The organism is Cupriavidus sp. 05N39 (assembly GCF_056397325.1).
In genome coordinates this window covers 1-18,141 of the sequence record NZ_JBFTNE010000001.1, presented here as the reverse complement: position 1 = coordinate 18,141, position 18,141 = coordinate 1, and the positions used below count along the sequence as shown (strand labels likewise).

Below are 18,141 nucleotides of genomic sequence, written 5' to 3'. Positions count from 1 at the left end.
CCCCATAACCGGTTTCATTCAACGAAACCTGTCTATCCGGAGTGCGCGCGCGTGACGGTTCCGACCAMCTCCCTACAGAAGGCCTGCAGGCTGCTGCGCGCGCTGTCGGATGCGCGCAATACGCGCCTGACCGACCTCGCCGTCGCCGCGGGCGTCGACAAGGCCTCGGCGCTGCGCCTGCTGGACACGCTGGCCGCGGAAGGCTTTATCGCCCGCGACGCCGACACCAAGGCTTTCTCGCTGGGCCCCGAATGGCTGGCGCTACGCGCGGCCAGCGTGCGCCGCATCGACCCGCGCGCCAGCGTGCGGCCCGCGCTGATCCGCCTTGCCCACGCCTTCGAGGACACCGCGATGCTGTCGGTACCGAGCGGCTGGGAATCCGTCTGCCTGGAACTGCGCCCCGGTACCTTTCCCATCCGGGCCAACTATCTGGACGTGGGCAGCCGGCGACCGCTCGGCGTCGGCGCGGGCAGCCTGGCGCTGCTGGCGGCGCTGCCCGATGCCGAGGTGGAGGCCACCTTGCAATGCATCGCGCCCGCGCTCAAGCGCTACCCGCGCATCAACGCGGCGCTGCTGCTGCGCGAGGTGGAGGCCACCCGCACGCGGGGCTATGCGGTGCTGCTGGATGTGGTGGTGGAGCGCATGGGCGGGATCGCCATCGCGCTGCCGGACCCCGACGGCTATCCGCTCGGCGCCATCAGCATCGCCGCGCTCAACGAACGCATCAGCGAGCGCGAGCCCGCGCTGGCACGCGCGCTGCGGCGCGAGGCCGAGACCGTCTGCGCGGCCTGGACGCCGCCGGCACCCAATTCGACGGCGGCACGGCGCCGCGGCGGCGCGATGGCAAGGACATCGCCCGCGCGGAAGACGCCACGAACATCCACCGCGATTACCGACCTACAACCGGAGACATAGAGCATGCGCTGGAAGCAACGACCGCAGGGTTCCAACTGGGGCGATTTCGGCCCCGACGACCAGCTTGGCCGCGTCAACCTGATCGGCCCCGAGCAGGTCCGCAAGGGCGCGCGCGAGATTCAGGCCGGGCTGTCGTTCTGCCTGTCGCTGCCGCTGGACTATCCCGGCGGCAACAAGCTCAACCCGCGTCGCCATCCGCCGGTGCTGCGCCCCACGTTCCGCGACGACATCCCGTATGTGAACTTCCCGCTGGCCAAGGTGGACCCCACCGCCACCGACGTGATCAGCGACGACCAGGTGCTGCTGTCGCTGCAGTACTCCACGCAATGGGACTCCCTGGCCCACGTGGGCGCGCTGTTCGACGCCGACGGCGACGGGCGGCCGGAGCGCGTCTACTACAACGGCTATCGCGCCAACGAGCATATCGTGGGCCCGGTGGACTACGCTGAGGACGACCACTTCGCCGCCCACGCGTGCGGCCACGACCATAGCGAGGCGCGCGCGCTCGGCATCGAGAACTTCGCCGTAAAGGGCATGCAGGGGCGCGGCGTGCTGGTCGACCTGGCCCATGCCTTCGGCCAGGATTTCCGCAACGTCGGCTACGACGACCTGATGCGCGCGCTGGAGGCCGACCGCATCGAGGTGGAGACGGGCGACATGCTGTTGCTGCGTACCGGCTTTGCCGAAGTGGTGCTGTCGATGCAGCGCGAGCCGGATGAAACCGTGCTGCATCACAGCTGCTGCGCGCTGGACGGCCGCGACGACCGCCTGCTGAACTGGATCACAGACTCCGGCATCGCCGCGCTGATTGCCGACAACTACGCGGTGGAGCGCTACCCCGCGCGGCCCGCGCCGGCGGACCAGCCCAACCACCCGCTGCTGCCGCTGCACCACCACTGCCTGTTCAAGCTCGGCCTGCCGCTGGGCGAGCTTTGGTACATGAAGGAACTGGCGCAGTGGCTGCGCGCCAACCAGCGCTCGCGTTTCATGCTGACGGCGCCGCCGCTGCGGCTGCCGGGCGCGGTGGGCTCGCCTGCCACGCCGATCGCCACGGTCTAGCTAGACAAGCCGGCGCCGACGGCGCCGTGCCGTTCCCCGCTGTTTCGCCGAAGCACCATAAAGAAGCAGGCCCGAGAGGCCGCGCTGGAGGAGATCACCATGAAACGAAGCCATTCGCTGCTGCGCCGTCCATTGGGCGCACTGACCATTGCGGCCGCGCTGCTGTGCGGCGCCGGGCAGGCCAGCGCGCAAGCCGCCAAGGCCGGCATTTCCGATGACGAGGTCAAGATCGGGCTGATCCTCGACATGAGCGGCCTGTACGCCGACGTCACCGGGCGCGGCAGCGCCGCCGCCGCGCAGATGGCCATCGACGACTTCGGCGGCAAGGTGCTGGGCAAGAAGATCGAGCTGGTGGTGGCCGATCACCAGAACAAGGCCGACATCGCCGCCAGCAAGGCGCGCGAGTGGTTCGATACGGGCCACGTCGACGCCATCCTCGACGTCGCCGCCTCCGCTCCCGCGCTGGCGGTGCTGGAAGTCGCCAAGCAGAAGAACCGCATCGTGGTGTTCTCCGGCCCCGGTACCGAGCGCATTACCAACGACCTGTGCACGCCGATCTCGGTGCACTACGCGTACGACACCTACGCGCTCGCCAACTCCACCGCGCGCGCAGTGGTGCAGCGCGGCGGCAAGACCTGGTTCTTCCTGACCGCGGACTACGCCTTCGGCCACACGCTGCAGGAATCGGCCACGGCGGTGATCAACGAAACCGGCGGCAAGGTGCTGGGCGCGGCGCGCCATCCCATCGGCGCCAGCGATTTCGCCTCCTACCTGCTGCAAGCGCAGTCCAGCAAGGCGCAGGTGGTGGGCCTGGCCAACGCCGGCGGCGACGCCGTCAACGCCATCAAGGCGGCCAGCGAATTCGGCCTGACCAAGGGCGGCAACCAGCGCATGGCGGGGCTGCTGCTGTACATCAACGACATCCACGCCATCGGCCTGAAGACCGCGTCCGGGCTGCTGCTCACCGAAGGCTTCTACTGGGACATGAACGACGCCACGCGCGCATGGTCGCGCCGGTACTTCGAGAAGCTGAAGAAGATGCCGAACATGAGCCAGGCCGGGACTTACTCATCGGTGATGCATTACCTCAAGGCGATCCAGGCCGCGGGCACCGACGAGACCGTAGCGGTGATGAAGCAGATGAAGGCCATGCCGATCAACGATTTCTTCGCCAGGAACGGCCGCATCCGCGAAGACGGCCGCATGATCCACGACATGTACCTGTTCGAGGTCAAGACGCCGGCGGAGTCGAAGTACCCGTGGGACTACTACAAGCTGCTGGCCACGGTGCCGGGCGACCAGGCCTTCATGCCGGTGTCCAAGTCCCAGTGCCCGCTGCTGAAACGTTGAAATCCTGAAGCGTCGAAATCATGAAGCACTGAGCGAGGCATCATGCAACACGCAGCCTACCTGCGCGGCGCGGGCAATACGCGCTTTGGCCGTATCGAGGGCAGCACGCCGCTGACGCTGATGGCGGCCGCCACCGACGCCGCGCTGGCCGATGCGGGCCTGGCCCGCACCGATATCGACGGCGTGCTGTGCGGCTACGCCACCACCCTGCCCCACCTGATGCTGGCCACGCGCTTTTGCGAGTACGCGTCGCTCGATCCCGCTTACGCGCATGGCGTGGCCTCGGGCGGCGCGACCGGCGGCGTCATGGCGATGCTGGCGCGCGAGCTGGTGGGTGCGGGCCGCTGCCGCCATGTGCTGGTGGTGGCCGGCGAGAACCGGCTCTCCGGCCAGAGCCGCGACCAGTCGATCCAGACGCTGGCACAGGTCGGCGAGCCGGAGATGGAAGTGCCAAATGGCGCCTCCGTGCCGGCGTACTACGCCTTGCTGGCTTCGCGCTATCTTGCCGAGACCGGCATGCACGCCGACGCGCTCAGCGGCTTCGCGGTGCTGATGCGCGAGCACGCCGCGAGCCATCCCGACGCCCACCTGCGCGAGCCCATGACGCTGGACGCCGCGCGCGCCGCCAGGCCCATCGCCACGCCGCTGCGGCTGTCGGACTGCTGCCCGATCTCCGATGGCGCGGTGGCGCTGGTGGTGTCCGCCGGGCCGGGCAGCGGCACCCCGGTGCGCGTGACCGGCGCGGGCCAGGCGCATCGCCACCAGCACCTGTGCGCGCTGGAAAGCGTGCTGGCCACGGGCGCGGCCGATGCCGCGCGGCGCGCGCTGGCGGAAGCCGGCAACACGGTGGCGCAGATCGATTACCTGGCGATCTACGACTCATTCACCATCACGCTGGCGATGCTGCTGGAGGAACTTGGCGTGGCCGGGCGCGGTGCGTCCCCGGCGCGGCTGGCGGCGGGAGATTTCGGCCGCGATGGCGCGCTGCCGCTCAACACGCATGGCGGCTTGCTGGCGTTCGGACATTCGGGCGTCGCGGGCGGGCTGATGCATCTGGCGGAAGCCATGCGGCAGCTTGCGGGGAAGGCGGGCGCGCGACAGGTGCCGGCGCGCAAACGCGCGCTGTTTCACGCGGACGGGGGCGTGCTCTCGTCGCATGTGAGCCTGGTGCTGGAGGCGGGATGAGAGCGCATGCAATGCCTGATGCCTGGCTCGCTGGCAGTGAGCATCTTTGCTCTTGCGCACGCCCGCCCTCTCCCCCGCCCCCTCTCCCGCAAGCGGGAGAGGGGAACGAACCAGCGCTGCATTTGGTGCACTCGCCAAGGACATTGTCATGAGCACAGACCATCCCTACCAGGCAGGCCTGGACGCCGGCCTCGTGCGTTACCAGGCGTGCGAGGATTGCGGCGCGTGGCAGCCGCTGCAGCGCCACGCGTGCCGCGCCTGCGGCAGCACGCGGCTGGCCTGGCGCGATGCGGGCGGCGGCGCCACCATCCATTCCGTCACCGAAGTCTCACGCGCCCCTACTGAAGAATTCCGCGCGCTGGCGCCTTACACACTGGTGCTGGCCACACTCGACGAAGGCCCGCGCGTCATGGCCCATGCCGAGCCTGGCGTGACCATCGGCGAGCGCGTGCGGGCCGCCTTCATGCGCCACGGCGAACGCACGCTGCTGCGCTTCCGGCGCGAGTAGCCGCATCGCATGACGTAGCCGCCCTGCTGGCGGGCACGATCGCGCTTGCCGCCGTGCTGCCGGCGCCGCCCGGCCTTAGCTTTTGGATCGCATCATCATGAACCAGACCTTGCAAGCCTTGCTGGCACCGCGCTCGATCGCGGTGATCGGCGCTTCCGACCATATCCACAAGATCGGCGGCCGTCCCATCCACTACATGCGCGAGCATGGCTACGCCGGCAAGCTCTACCCGGTGAACCCGCAGCGCGACACCATCCAGGGACTGCAGGCCTTTGCCTCGCTCGATGCGCTGCCCGAGGTGCCCGAACTGGCCATCGTCGTAGTGAGCGGCGATGCGGCGGTATCCGCGGTGCGCGATTGCGCTCGCCTTGGTGTGGCCGCCGCCATCGTGATTGCCTCGGGCTTCGGCGAAGCCGGCGAGGAGGGCCGCCGCCAGCAGGACGAAATGGTGCGCGTCGCGGCGGCTGCCGGACTGCGCCTGGTGGGGCCGAACAGCCAGGGCCTGGCCAACTTCGGCACCGGCACCATTGCCAGCTTCTCCACCATGTTTATCGAAGTGCCGCCGCAGGATGGCCCGGTGGCCGTGTTGAGCCAGAGCGGCGGCGTCGGCGCCATGGTCTACGGCCTGCTGCGCGGACAAGGCATCGGCGTGCGGCATATGCACGCCACCGGCAACGAGGCCGACATCACGGTGAGCGAACTGGCGCTGGCCGTGGCGCACGATCCCGATGTGCGGCTGGTCCTGCTCTACCTGGAAGGCCTGACCGACCCCGCGGTGCTGGCCGAAGCCGCCGCGGTGGCGCGCCGGCGCGGCGTGCCCATCGTGGCGGTCAAGGCAGGCCGCTCCAGCGCGGGGCAGCGCGCGGCGGCATCGCATACCGGCGCCATCGCCAACGAGGACCGCGCGGTGGGGGCATTCCTGGCGCGGCACGGCATCTGGCGCGTGGACGACGCGCACGCGCTGGTGCGCTGCGCGCCGCTGTACCTGCGCGGCTGGCAGGCCAGCGGGCGGGGGCTGGTGGTGGTGAGCAATTCCGGCGCGAGCTGCGTCATGGCCGCCGATGCCGCCGAGCCGCTCGGCCTGTCGCTGGCACCGCTGGCGCAGGCCACGCAGGCGGCGCTGGGCGCGCGGCTGCCGGGGTTCGCGTCCACCGCCAATCCGGTCGACGTCACCGCTGCCCTGCTGACCAACAGCGGACTGTTTGGCGACGTGCTCCCCGTGGTGGCGGCGGACCCCTCGGCCGACCTGCTGCTGCTCGATATCCCTGTGGCCGGGATGGGCTACGACCTGCCGCGCTTCGCCCGCGATGCCGCCAGCTTTGCCGACAGCGCCGGCAAGCCGATTGCCGTCGCGGCATGGCAGGCCCCGGTGGCGGCCGCCTTCCGCGCCGTCAACGTGCCCGTGTACACGAGCGGGGCCGAGGCGCTGGCGGCCTTCGCGCAACTGGTCACGCACCAGCAGCGGCTGCGCGACATCGCCACGGAAGACACGCTGTTGCAGGCGCGCCAGCCGCCGGCTGCGGGGGCCGTATCGCGTGTTGCCGGCCACACGCTGAGCGAGGCGGCGAGCCTCGCGCGGCTGGCGTCGGCCGGCTTCCCGGTGGTGGCGCACCAGCTGTGCCACAGCGTGGACGAGGCCGTCGCGGCGTGGCGCGCGCTGCAGGGGCCGGTGGCCGTCAAGGCTAGCTCCCCACAGGTGCCGCACAAGAGCGAACATGGCCTGGTGGCGCTGAACTGCAATGACGAGCACGCGGTGGCGCATGCCTATCTCGCGCAGACCGGCATCCTGGAAACGCTCGGCGCGGCTTGCGAAGGCGTGGTCGTGGCGCGCATGGAGCGCGGCCAGCGCGAATGCATGGTGGGCGCGCACTGGGACCCGGTATTCGGGCCGGTGGTGCTGGTGGGCGACGGGGGCAAATACGTGGAGGTGCTGCGCGACACGGCGGTACTGCTGGCACCCTGCACCGAAGCCGCGGTGGAGCGCGCCGTGGCCGGCTTGCGCATCGCGCCGCTGCTGGCGGGCGTGCGCGGCGAACCTGCCGTGGACGTGGCCGCGCTGTGCCGGATCGCGGTACGCGTGGGCAACCTGATGCATGAGGCGAACGGCGCGATCCGCTCGGTCGATCTCAACCCGGTGATGGTGAGCGCGGGCGGGGCGGTGGTGGTGGATGCGCTGATGGAGGTGACGGCGGACACCGCCTGACAGGCCGRCATGGCGCTGCCGTGGCCCGATCCGCCTTCAGTAAACGTCGCGCCGGTAGCGCCCTTGCTCCCCCAGTTGCAGCAGCGCCTCTTCGCCCAGCACCTCGGCGAGCGCCTCGTTGACGCCGCCCGCCATGCCCTGCAGGCTGCCGCAAACGTAGATGGCCGCGCCCGCCCCGACCCAATCCCGCACTGCGCCGGCCAACGCGCGCACCGCGTCCTGCACGTAATGCAGGGCACCGCCGTCGCGCGAGAACACCAGATCCATCCGCTGCAAGACCCCTTCGGCCTGCCATGCGGCAAGTTCATCGCGGTGGAACGCGTCGTGCTGCGCGGTGCGCTCGCCGAACAGCAGCCAGTTGCGATGATGGCCAGCCGCTGCGCGCGCCTTGAGATGCGCGCGCAGGCCAGCCAGGCCGGTGCCATTGCCGATCAGGATCAGCGGACGGCCGTCGGCGGGCGGATGAAAGCCGCGGTTGGTGCGGATACGCAGCGCAATGCCGGCGCCCGGCTGCGCATGCGCGGTCAGCCAGCCGGAGGCCAGCCCGAGGCGGCCATCGTCATGGCGCTGCTGGCGCACCAGCAGTTCCAGCCGCCCGTCCTGCGGGATCGAGGCAATCGAATACTCGCGGTGCGGCAGCAGCGGCAACGTATCCACCAGCCGCTGCGGCGTCACCCCGGCAAGTGCGGCAAGATGCGGCTCGGGCAGGACGATGCGCGTGGCCAGCGCTTGCGCCAGCGTGGCCGACACACCGTCGCAGCGCACCGGCGTGGCGCCGTCCAGCGACAGCCTTGCCAGCATGCGTTCCACTTCGGCCGGCGCGTGGCAGGGGCCGATCTCGGCGATGTCGCCGGCTTGCCATGACGGCGCCTCGCCCGCCGGCGGCACCAGCGCCAGGTGGAAGGCCGGCGAGCCGGGGCTGCCCGGGTTGAGCAGGCGGCGCTCGTGCAGCAGCCATTCGGCGTAGCGTGGCTTTTCCCAGTCGGCGATCTCCGCGCCGCCACTGAGTGCGCTGAGGTGGTTCTGCCAGTGGCGCAGCGCGCCGGCGTCGCCGTTGTCGACCTCCACCATGTCGAAGAGCGCTTGCGCGTGCTGCCGCTGCAGCCATGCCGACAGCGTGTGGCCAAAGGCACAGAAATGGGCATAGCTGCGGTCGCCGAGCGCGAGAATGCCGTAGCGCAGTTCGCGCAGGCCGCCGGGGCCGGCCGCCGCCGTCAGCCGGCGCGCGAAGCCCGACGCGCTGTCGGGCGCATCGCCCTCACCGGTGGTGCTGACCACGAACAGGGCCTGGCGGCAGTTGCCAAGCCGGCCGGCGTCCAGCTCGGCGAAGGACAGCAACTGCGCGGGCACGCCGGCATCCTGCAGCGCCTGCGCGGTCTGCAGCGCAAGCCGCCCGGCAAACCCGCTCTGGCTGGCGTAGGCCACCAGCGTGGCACCATCCCTGGCTTGCGCCAGCAGACCGGCGCGCGCGTGCCGGCGGCGATGCCGGGCGATCACGGCCGCGCAGAACCCGGCGTAGGCGATGACCACGCCGGCGGCCATGCCCGCGCGGGTCGGCGCGAAGAAGGCGAGGGCCAGACCGGCGAGGCCTGCCAGCATGCCGAGCGCGGTTGCGATGCGGATGGCGCGCATGTGCCGCTCGGCGCGGCTGACGTGGTTCTGCGTGCGCGCGCTCTGCGCGGCGGGCGCTTCGGCCGGTAGCGAGGCAGCGGTATCCGGCGGACTCATGACAGCATGGCCTCGAAAGCCGGTGACAGGCGTTCGTCGAAGCCACCGCTATGGCGGATCAGGAAGCGCGCGGCCAGCGCATGGCGGCGCGCGAACACCATGCCGGCCTCCGGCCCCAGCACGGTCAGCGCGGTGGAGAACGCATCGGCCAGCATGCATTGCGGGTGCAGCACCGTGACCGAGGCTAGCGCATGGCTGGCCGGATACCCGGTGCGCGGGTCCAGCGTGTGGGCGTAGCGGCGCCCTTCGCTGTCGAAGTAGCGGCGGTAGTCGCCCGAGGTGGCGACCGACAGGCCATGCAGCGCGACCAGCGTCTCGTGGCCTGCCGCGCCGCCGCCGGGCGGCGTTTCCAGCGCCACCCACCACGGCAGCCCGTCGGGCTTGACGCCGCGGCCGCGCAACTCGCCGCCAATCTCGACCAGGTGGCTGCCGATGCCCTGCCCGGTCAGGTAGCGCGACACGGCGTCCACCCCGAAGCCCTTGGCGATGGCGCAGAAATCCAGCCGGAGGCCGCCCGGCTGCCGCACGCGGCAGCCGGCCTCGTCGAACGCGATACGCTGCCACCCGCACAGCGCGTGCGCCTGTTCGATCTCGGCCAGCGCCGGCGCTTCGCTGCGCCGAGGCGCCGGGCCGAAGCCCCAAAGGTCCACCAGCGGCCCCGCGCTGGGATCGTAGGCACCGCCGCTATCGCGCGCGACTTGCAGCGCGGCTTGCAGCACGTTAAAGCAGTCGGCCGGCAGCACCTGCCAGTCGCCCGCCGCGGCGCGGTTGAAGCGGCTGAGGTCCGAGGTTTCGTCCCAGTTGCTCATCTGCGCGATCACGCCGGCCAGCACGGCACGGATGCCGGCGTCGAGCGCGTCTTCGCCGATGGCGCCAGGCGGCGCGGCCCATGCTACCGACCATGTGGTGCCCATGGTCTCGCCCTGCCGCCGGCAAACGCGCGCCGCCGCATCGGGCGTGGGCGGGGCGGCGCCAAGCGAAAGGGGAACGAGGACACGCTGCATGCGGGTGAACCTGGAAAGACGATGAAAGCGAAACTACGGGAACACAAAAAGCGCACCGGCGGCCCGGGGCTTGCGCCGCCAGCCGGACGAAGGTCCGGCTGGCGGCCTGCTGTCGACAGCGATTACTGCGGCAGCACCTCGACCGTGGCCGCGTAGCTGGCGCGGCGTGTCTTGGCTTCCTTGACCGCGACCTTGTCGTCGCGGACCTCGGCTTCCATCCAGTACATGCCCGGCGCCGGCCACTTGACGCTGAACTTGCCGTCGGCGTCGGTGGTGAACGACATCTCCTGCAACTGGTCGCGATAGCGGATGCCGCCCGGCACCACCGCCACCTTGACGTTGCCGGCGGGCTTGCCGTCGAGCAGCAGGCGGAAGCTGGCGGCATCGCCCGCGACCAGGTCGTTCGGGTGCGTCACCGGCGCCAGTTCCAGCCCGCGGCCCGTAGTCTGCAGCACCTTGGCGGTCGGCTTGCCCGCCGTGACGAAGGCTTCCAGGCGGCTGTCGGCCTGCGTCACCTGCAGGTCCTGCGCGCCGGCCGGCACCTCCCTGGCGAAGGCTTCCGCCGAACCGCGCCAGCGCTTGGCCTGGCCATCCACCTTGTAGCTGGCGAACAGGCCGTGGCTGACCATGGCTACCTTGTAGGTGCCCGGCTGGGTCAGGTGCACGTCGAAGGTGCTGCGGTAGCGGCCCGTGCTGGCGTTCTCGACTTTCGCCGCGGCGCCGTCCGGCGCGGTCACGGCGAGGTTGTCCAGGCGCAGCGGGACGTGTTCGAAGTAGAACAGGTCGTTCGACACGGCTGCGTCGACCGTCACCCACGGGTCGCTGCCCGAGAGCACGGTGGCCGACGGCAACAGCCACTGGCGGTGTGCGTGAGCGGCCAGCGGCATCAGCGCGGCGAGAGCCAGCACGGCGGCCCGGACGGGCAGTTTGGTGGCGAAAGTCTTCATCGTCATGCTCCTAGGGAATGGGGGGCTCAGGGCTTCAGGTCGACCGAAACGCCACCGAGTTCATGCTCGCCTTTTGCCTTGGCCGAGGCGGCGGCCTTCGGCGGCCATGCAAAGGGCACGCGCAGCAGTTCGCGACCACCGACCTCGCGGGCGGCTTCCACCACGAGCTGGTAGTCGCCAGCGGGCAGCTTGCCCAGCGGTGCCTTGGCATCGGTGAAAGTGAGCGTGTGCTCCCCGGCTGCGCGCGTGGCGCCGGAGATGCCATCGGCGGGCATCTGCATATCGCGCCCGGCCTTGCGCCACCACTGGCGCATGTCCTTGAGCCACTTGGTGCCTTCGCCATCCTTGTGCTTGACGTCGTACCAGACCGCCAGCGTGGCGGCCGGGCTCTGGTCGGCCCGCTCGATCCACATCGAGACGTAGGGCCGGTGGTACTCCGCCACGTTCAGCCGCGGAATCTCTACCTTGACGTTCATTTCGGCCGCCACGGCCGGGCCGGCGAACGGAACCGCGGCCATGCCGGTAAGGGTGACGGTAAGCAATCGGCGCATAAACGGGTCCTCGTCTGTGAACTGTGAAACTGTGAAAGCGATCGTTAGAGGCACGGCTCGCTGGCGGTGCCGCTCAGTGGATGTACAGCAGGGCCAGCAGCAGCGGCACCACCAGGCCCAGCCCGACCAGCGGCCAGGTTGCCATGCGGCCACCGGCGTGCAGCTTGAGCAGGAACAGCCCGGTGATGCTGAAGATCAGGCAGGCCGCGGCGAACACGTCCAGGAACAGACTCCAGGCGCGGCCGGTGTTGCGGCCCTTGTGCAGGTCGTTCAGGTAGGAGATCCAGCCGCGCGTGGTCTTCTCGTACTGCACCTCGCCGCTGTCCAGCGCCAGGCTGACCCAGGCGTCGCCACCCGGCCGGGGCAGCGCGACGTAAATCTCATCGCCCGACCACTCGGCCTCGCGGCCGCCTGCGTCGATATCGAATTCCCGCGTGAGCCAGTCGCCGAGCGCCGCGGGCACCGGACCCTTGTCGGCATGCCGGGCCTGGCGCAAGGCAGCCGTCAGGCTGGCCGGCGCGGTCGCAGTGCGAGTGACCACTTGCGGGCGAGCCTCTATCTGGCCGGCGTGATTCAACGTAAAGCCGGTGACAGCAAACAGCAGCATGCCGATCAGGCAAAGCGCCGAGCTGATCCAGTGCCACTGATGCAGGTGCTTGAGCCAGAAGGCCCGCTGCTGCTGGCCTGCCCCCAGCGATGTTTCGGTCATGTCGATTTTCCGGCGCCCGGCAGCCTGTTTTTTCCTGGCGCCACACTTGTCAGCCTGCCTCAGCCGCCATGTTCCCCGGTCTCGGGTGGCGGCTTAAGCAAATAGGCGAAAGGATAATGGTTCTCATTTGAAACCGCAATGACGTGACGCATGGCAGGTGGTTACGTTCCATTACAGGCGCCTGCGATGGTGTGGTGGTCGCCTGCACGTTTGGACGCCACACACTCTATTCACAAACATTATATTTATCAATATAATATCAACATTGAAATTGATGGCAGACCATGAGCGAGAACCATCCCGCCATTGACCTTGGCACCATGCAAGCCGCTGCCGCGCAAGCCTGCGCGCTGCTCAAGGTGCTCGCCAATCAAGACCGCCTGCTGCTCATGTGCCAGTTGTCCCGGGGCGAGTTGTCCGTCGGCGAGTTGGAAGAACAGCTCGGCATCCGGCAACCGACGCTTTCCCAGCAGCTCGCCGTGCTACGCGAAAGCGGTCTGGTGACAACGCGCCGCGAGGGGAAGAGCATCTTCTATTCCATTGCCAGCCAGGAGGCGCTTGCCGTCATGGCTGTGCTGTATGAGCAGTTTTGCGCCAACACCAAGTAGGAGGCGGTATGTTGATTGACCTGGGTAATTTCACGCCTGCCTTATCGCTGGCCGGAGGGCTCATCATCGGCGCGGCTGCTGCCGTGCTCGTCCTGTTCAACGGCCGGATTGCGGGCATCAGCGGCATCGTCGGGGGTCTGCTCAGCTCGCCGCGCAATGACATGGCGTGGCGCGTGGCCTTCCTCGCCGGGTTGGTCGGGACTCCTGTCCTCGCCAGCCTGCTTGGCAAGCCGGCGACTCCCGACATTCAGGCCAGCTGGGGCGAAATCCTGGTCGCCGGCTTCCTGGTCGGCATCGGCACCCGCTACGCAAGCGGCTGCACGAGCGGCCATGGCGTGTGCGGTATCTCGCGCGGGTCCATGCGTTCGCTGGTCGCGACCATGACCTTCATGGCGGCGGGCTTCCTGACCGTCCTGGTGGGACGACACATGATTGGAGGCTGACATGAGCGCCGTCACTGCATTGCTGGCCGGCCTGCTCTTCGGCATCGGCCTGATGGTTTCCGGCATGGCCAATCCGGCCAAGGTGCTGGGCTTCCTCGACCTGGCGGGACGCTGGGACCCCTCCCTGGCCTTTGTGATGGCCGGAGCGATAGTCCTCGGCTCGCTCGCTTTTTTCATTGCCAAGCGCCGCAAGCGCTCGTTGCTGGGACTGCCGGTCCAACTCCCGGCCAGCACCGGGATAACGCCGAGGCTTGTCCTGGGCAGCACCGCGTTCGGCATCGGCTGGGGCCTGGCGGGCTTCTGCCCGGGTCCCGCGCTGGTTGCAATGGGTGCGGGCTATCCGAAGGCCGTGGGCTTTGTTGTCGCCATGGTGGCCGGCATGGTCGTCTTCGAGGTGGTTGAGCGAATGAAATCGGACATGCAACGGGCTTAGGCCCCGGGGCTCGCTGCAGCCTGGAGCCACCTGGGCTTGTTGATGACAACACTAGGCAAGTCATGAACAGATGGAGAGCACGCCAAGTGCAGATCCACAAAAATACAAACACAAACCCGTCGGCACACCCTTCCCGGAGGAGACACTCGTGAACACCATCAAACTTGGCATTGCGGCCATGGCCTTGCTGGCGGCAGTCAGCGCGCCAGCACTTTCGCAGCCGGCGACCGTGGCCATGCCCGTGCCTGATGAAGCATCGATTCCCAAGGGACCGATGGGCGATGCCATCAAGCGCGGCAAGGTGTTGCTGACGGACACCCATAAACAACTTCCCCGCAATGTCGGCAATGGCCTGAATTGCTCAAGCTGTCACCTCAATGCCGGGACAACGGCCTATGCGTCGCCCTGGGTGGGCCTCACCGGCGTCTTTCCGGAATACCGGTCCCGCAGCGCCAAGGTCAACTCCCTTCAGGAACGCATTAACGACTGCTTCCAGCGCTCGATGAATGGCAAGCCGCTTCCATTCGACTCGGCTGAGATGAATGCCATCCTGTCCTACATGAAGTGGCTCTCCACCGGCGTCCCGACTGGCACGAACGTGACTGGCAGAGGATTCGAAAAAATGGATACCTCGCTGGTGCCGGACCGTGTGCATGGCAAGGCGGTGTACGCAGCGCAATGTGCCTCCTGCCATGGGGCGGAAGGCCAAGGTACCAGGAACCCGCAAGGCGGCTACATTTTCCCGCCAGTCTGGGGCAAGGACTCGTTCAATGTCGGGGCCGGCATGGCACGCATGTACACGGCAGCCGCCTTCGTCAAACACAATATGCCGCTCGGCCAGGGCGGAACGCTATCGGCGCAGGATGCCGTGGATGTCGCGGCCTACTTCACCCAGCAGCCGCGTCCAGATTATGCGGGCAGGGCAAAGGACTGGCCCAAGGGCGACCGGCCGAAGGACGCCCGCTAAACGCGCCAGGCAATTGGCCCGTCCAACCGGGTCAAGTGCGCGAATATCCACGACGTGAAAGGGATTGTGCGGCGACGCGCACGTGAGACATCCGATCGCCCTGAATCCCTTTCCACACCTGAGGAAATCCCCTAGCGCCATAGCGTCAAGTTTGCCTTCCGGTGCGCCGTTATCGCGGAGGAGTGGAGTCAATCCATATCTAAGAACCGGGGAGAAAAGATGCTGGAACGCCTGAGCCTGAGGAAGAAATTACTGTTGCCATTGCTCCTGAGCTGGGTCTGCCTGCTCGGGCTGACGCTGTGGGATGCCTGGCAGATGCGCGAGTTGCGGCTCGAAGAGAGGAAACTCGACCTGGCCCACGTCACGGATACCGCGCTGTCCGTCGTGCAGTCGTACGAGGCGCTGGCGCGCGGCGGCAAGATGCCGATGGAGGAAGCCCGGCAGCAGGCCATGGAGCGCGTGCGCGCCATGCGCTTTGGCGAAGACGGCTACTTCACGCTAATGCGCTCCGACGCGGTCGTGGTGATGCATCCATTCAAGCCCGAAATGAACGGCAAGAACATGGAGGACACCAAGGATCCGAACGGGACCTACCTGTTCCGGGAAATCGCCGCGATCGGCAAGAGCGTGGGACGCGGCTATGTGCACTACCTGTGGGCCAAACCCGGCGCCGAGGCGCCGCAGCCCAAGCTGAGCTACGTGGCGAACTTCAAGCCGTGGGACTGGAATTTCATCGCCGGCGTCTACCTGGACGATATCAATGCGGCATTCCGCCAAGCGCTGTTCAAATCCCTCGCCCTGCTGCTGGGGATCGGCACGCTCATGACCGTGGTGGTGCTGCGCATTGCCAGCGGCCTGCAGAAACAGCTTGGCGGAGAGCCTGCGCTGACTTCGCGCATCGCGGCGCGTATCGCGGAAGGCGACCTGGCCAGCGAAGTGCACACCGCCCCTGGCGACCAGCAGAGCGTGTTGTTCGCCATGCAGCAAATGCAAACCCGGCTGACCGGCGCGATCGGCAGCATCCGCGGCTCGGCCGATTCCATCGCCGGGGCGGCAAGGGAGATCGCCACCGGCAACGCCGACCTCTCGCGCCGCAGCGAGGAACAGGCGGCGTCGCTGGAGCAGACCGCGGCCAGCATGGAGCAACTCACCGGCACCGTGCGCCAGAGCGCGGATAACGCGCGCCAGGCCAGCCGGCTGGCCGAGGGCGCCTCGGAGATCGCGGTGCGCGGCGGCGCCATCGTGAGCAAGGTGGTCAACACCATGGGCGAAATCAAGACGGCCTCGGGCAAGGTCGTCGACATCATCGGCGTGATCGAAGGCATCGCGTTCCAGACCAATATCCTCGCGCTCAACGCCGCGGTGGAAGCCGCCCGGGCCGGCGACCAGGGCCGCGGCTTCGCGGTGGTGGCCGGCGAGGTGCGCAGCCTGGCCCAGCGCAGCGCCACCGCCGCCAAGGAGATCAAGGCCTTGATCGGCAACTCCGCGCAGCGGGTGGACGATGGCTCGGCACTGGTGGAAACCGCGGGCCAGGCCATGGACGAGATCGTGGAAGCCGTCAAACGCGTTACCGACCTGATGGGCGAAATGCGGGCCGCCACCGAAGAGCAGACCGGCGGCATCGAGCAGGTCAACCAGGCTGTCACGCAGATGGACCAGATGGCGCAGCAGAACGCCGCGCTGGTGGAGCAGGCGGCGGCCGCGGCGGCCTCGCTTGAAGACCAGGCCGATGCGTTGCACCGCGCAGTTGGCGCGTTCCGGCTCGCAGGCGCCTGAGGCCCGCGGGCCGTCACAAGGCAGTAGATAGCGGCGCCAGGAGCCAGCAAGCCCGGCGCCGCTAGCCGCGCATGCGTTATCGCGCGCTTCTCGTGCGCCGGGGACTTTCCCGCTGCCCGGTGCACGATTTTTTGGCTCCCGCGCCCAGCCAGGGCTCACCCTGCCGCGCCCCGCCTGCTTTCGAAACAAGATGAAAATTTTCCTTGTAATGAGATTAATTCCCATTTACCATAGGTTCACTGTCTGACGCGGGGCAAGCAAAACGCTCCCCGGCGCGAGACAAGAAGGATACGAGCAAGGCCGGCGGCAAGTCCGCGGCAACCGAAATTTTGTGGTGTCGCAACGCGGCATCCATCACCGTCTTTTGTGGGGACCGCTCCGTACCGCGGAGCGTTTGGCAGTAGCCAGTCACCGGAGGATCGGGAAAGCAACCAGACCCCGCTTTCCCGATCGCCTCTTCGGCTGACAAGCCAAGCCATTTTTTTATTCCGCGAGCCGTGCCAGCACGGCTTGCAGCCGCGGGTGGCCTTCCTGCCGGGAAGCCGCCCGCCGCACTCTTACGGCACGCAATGGCGTACGTCAGCGCAAAGCGCGAGGCGGCGCGGCCGCGCCGGAGCACCTTCCTTTCCGATAGATGCGTCCGTTCCGGGCGCGAAGCCGCAGTATGCTGATGCCTCCCGACAGTATCGAACCCATTGACCTCAAGCGCGCCGGACTCAAGGCAACATCACCGCGCGTTCGCGTGCTTGAAGTCTTCCGCGCCAGCCCGCGCCGGCATCTCAGTGCCGAAGACGTCTACCGCATCCTGCTGGCGCAGGAAGTCGATGCAGGCTTGTCGACGATCTACCGCGTGCTTAACCAACTCGTGCAAGCCAATATCCTGCTACGCCACAGCTTCGAAGCCGATCATGCGGTATTCGAGCTCAATGAGGGCGGTCATCACGACCACCTCATCTGCGTAGCCTGCGGGCGCGTGGAAGAGTTTCGGGACGAAGCCATCGAAGCCCGCCAGCGTGAAGTGGCCACCGCCAATTCCTTTGTGCTGCGTGAACACATGCTGGTGCTATACGGCCTTTGCCCGGGATGCCGGGCCGACAAGGCGATCAACTGATACGGCCATCGGTTCCCCTGCTTCCGCCCCCGGAACCTCGGCCCCGCCCGGCCCCGCCCAGTCTGCTGTGAGCGCCGGCGAGCAACCGGAGTCCATGATGGATCGCCAGACCAAACCACTGCCCGAACTCAAACGCTTGCTTAACGACTGCCTGCGGGAGCAGCCTGGATGCCAAGGTTGCCAGTTGCACGCGGTGTGCTTGCACCGGCCTGACCATACCGGGTGCAACTGGAGCGCGGAAGTGGACTTTCCCGGGCGGAGCGAGGAGGAAGCCGTCAGGAGTTTGCCGCTGGCGCGGCGGGTGGTGGTGATGGTCAGGGAGAGGTTTAATGTTGAGGGGATCGGGGCGTTGGGGCTGGTTTGATGTTTTTTTGGTTCGGCTTCGATTTCGACTTCGACTTCGGCTGCATGACGTCAAAATCAACTTCAAAGGCTCAAAGTCAAAGGCAGTTTCACCACCCCTGCGGGGCGGCGACCTACTTTTTTGTCTTGCCCTCCATGTCAGGATACTTGTCGCCTCCGTTTCCTTAGTGAAGCAAAATGGAGGGCGGTGTGCGAATAGGTGATGACACGATATGCAACCGAGCATCGGGAATGGGTGGTTGAGCAGATGATGCCGCCGCTGAACGAACCGGTCGATAGTG

General features: G+C 67.9%; 18 protein-coding genes. 13 read left to right on the top strand and 5 right to left on the bottom strand.

All coding sequences use genetic code 11. The features are described from left to right. Nucleotides 1-51: 51 nt before the first annotated feature. The 6 genes from AC1DN0_RS00090 to AC1DN0_RS00065 all read left to right on the top strand — a co-directional run bounded on the left by AC1DN0_RS00090 (nt 52) and on the right by AC1DN0_RS00065 (nt 7,220). Nucleotides 52-915, top strand: a complete 864-nt coding sequence (locus tag AC1DN0_RS00090; protein WP_477145449.1) for an IclR family transcriptional regulator — start codon at nt 52-54, stop codon at nt 913-915. A gap of 3 nt (nt 916-918) precedes the next feature. Continuing rightward, a complete protein-coding gene (locus tag AC1DN0_RS00085) occupies nt 919-1,974 on the top strand; it encodes a cyclase family protein (RefSeq protein WP_441634262.1) in 1,056 nt (351 codons plus the stop codon). A 99-nt stretch (nt 1,975-2,073) separates the two neighbouring features. After that, nucleotides 2,074-3,324 (top strand): ABC transporter substrate-binding protein, encoded by a 1,251-nt coding sequence (locus AC1DN0_RS00080; RefSeq protein WP_441634260.1) that lies wholly within the window; start codon nt 2,074-2,076, stop codon nt 3,322-3,324. A gap of 42 nt (nt 3,325-3,366) precedes the next feature. Further along, entirely contained in the window at nt 3,367-4,509 is a 1,143-nt protein-coding gene (locus AC1DN0_RS00075; protein WP_477101794.1) for a thiolase family protein, read from the top strand. A 148-nt stretch (nt 4,510-4,657) separates the two neighbouring features. Next, nucleotides 4,658-5,017, top strand: a complete 360-nt coding sequence (locus tag AC1DN0_RS00070) for a Zn-ribbon domain-containing OB-fold protein (RefSeq protein WP_441634256.1) — start codon at nt 4,658-4,660, stop codon at nt 5,015-5,017. A gap of 97 nt (nt 5,018-5,114) precedes the next feature. Further along, a complete protein-coding gene (locus tag AC1DN0_RS00065; protein ID WP_441634254.1) occupies nt 5,115-7,220 on the top strand; it encodes an acetate--CoA ligase family protein in 2,106 nt (701 codons plus the stop codon). Nucleotides 7,221-7,256: 36 nt separating this feature from the next. Here the strand turns inward: AC1DN0_RS00065 and AC1DN0_RS00060 are convergent, their stop codons facing one another. The 5 genes from AC1DN0_RS00060 to AC1DN0_RS00040 form a co-directional block, all read right to left on the bottom strand. Beyond that, a complete protein-coding gene (locus tag AC1DN0_RS00060) occupies nt 7,257-8,819 on the bottom strand; it encodes a sulfite reductase subunit alpha (protein WP_441634298.1) in 1,563 nt (520 codons plus the stop codon). A gap of 125 nt (nt 8,820-8,944) precedes the next feature. Next, nucleotides 8,945-9,952: an FAD:protein FMN transferase gene (locus AC1DN0_RS00055; RefSeq protein ID WP_441634252.1), complete on the bottom strand. Its 1,008-nt coding sequence runs from the start codon at nt 9,950-9,952 to the stop codon at nt 8,945-8,947. A gap of 122 nt (nt 9,953-10,074) precedes the next feature. Then, a complete protein-coding gene (locus AC1DN0_RS00050; RefSeq protein ID WP_441634250.1) occupies nt 10,075-10,899 on the bottom strand; it encodes a DUF4198 domain-containing protein in 825 nt (274 codons plus the stop codon). Nucleotides 10,900-10,925: 26 nt separating this feature from the next. Continuing rightward, nucleotides 10,926-11,450 carry a DUF2271 domain-containing protein gene (locus AC1DN0_RS00045; protein WP_441634248.1) on the bottom strand — a complete coding sequence of 175 codons (525 nt, stop codon included), beginning with the start codon at nt 11,448-11,450 and terminating at the stop codon, nt 10,926-10,928. A 73-nt stretch (nt 11,451-11,523) separates the two neighbouring features. Beyond that, nucleotides 11,524-12,159 carry a PepSY-associated TM helix domain-containing protein gene (locus AC1DN0_RS00040; protein ID WP_045236487.1) on the bottom strand — a complete coding sequence of 212 codons (636 nt, stop codon included), beginning with the start codon at nt 12,157-12,159 and terminating at the stop codon, nt 11,524-11,526. 284 nt (nt 12,160-12,443) lie between these two features. Between AC1DN0_RS00040 and AC1DN0_RS00035 the strand changes: the two genes are divergently transcribed. From AC1DN0_RS00035 to AC1DN0_RS00005, 7 genes are all read left to right on the top strand, one after another. Then, nucleotides 12,444-12,767, top strand: coding sequence for a metalloregulator ArsR/SmtB family transcription factor (locus tag AC1DN0_RS00035; RefSeq protein WP_441634245.1), 324 nt, complete (start codon nt 12,444-12,446; stop codon nt 12,765-12,767). Nucleotides 12,768-12,775: 8 nt separating this feature from the next. After that, nucleotides 12,776-13,210 (top strand): YeeE/YedE family protein, encoded by a 435-nt coding sequence (locus AC1DN0_RS00030; RefSeq protein ID WP_441634243.1) that lies wholly within the window; start codon nt 12,776-12,778, stop codon nt 13,208-13,210. Nucleotide 13,211: 1 nt separating this feature from the next. Further along, the gene (locus tag AC1DN0_RS00025; RefSeq protein WP_441634241.1) at nt 13,212-13,643 is read left to right on the top strand and encodes a DUF6691 family protein; all 432 of its coding nucleotides are present in this window, start codon (nt 13,212-13,214) and stop codon (nt 13,641-13,643) included. 148 nt (nt 13,644-13,791) lie between these two features. Next, nucleotides 13,792-14,610 (top strand): c-type cytochrome, encoded by an 819-nt coding sequence (locus tag AC1DN0_RS00020; RefSeq protein WP_477101792.1) that lies wholly within the window; start codon nt 13,792-13,794, stop codon nt 14,608-14,610. A 219-nt stretch (nt 14,611-14,829) separates the two neighbouring features. Beyond that, a complete protein-coding gene (locus AC1DN0_RS00015) occupies nt 14,830-16,386 on the top strand; it encodes a methyl-accepting chemotaxis protein (RefSeq protein WP_477101791.1) in 1,557 nt (518 codons plus the stop codon). A 664-nt stretch (nt 16,387-17,050) separates the two neighbouring features. Then, nucleotides 17,051-17,497: a ferric iron uptake transcriptional regulator gene (gene fur, locus AC1DN0_RS00010; RefSeq protein WP_276286337.1), complete on the top strand. Its 447-nt coding sequence runs from the start codon at nt 17,051-17,053 to the stop codon at nt 17,495-17,497. A 97-nt stretch (nt 17,498-17,594) separates the two neighbouring features. Then, entirely contained in the window at nt 17,595-17,861 is a 267-nt protein-coding gene (locus tag AC1DN0_RS00005) for a hypothetical protein (RefSeq protein ID WP_441634296.1), read from the top strand. The last annotated feature ends 280 nt before the right edge of the window (nt 17,862-18,141 follow it).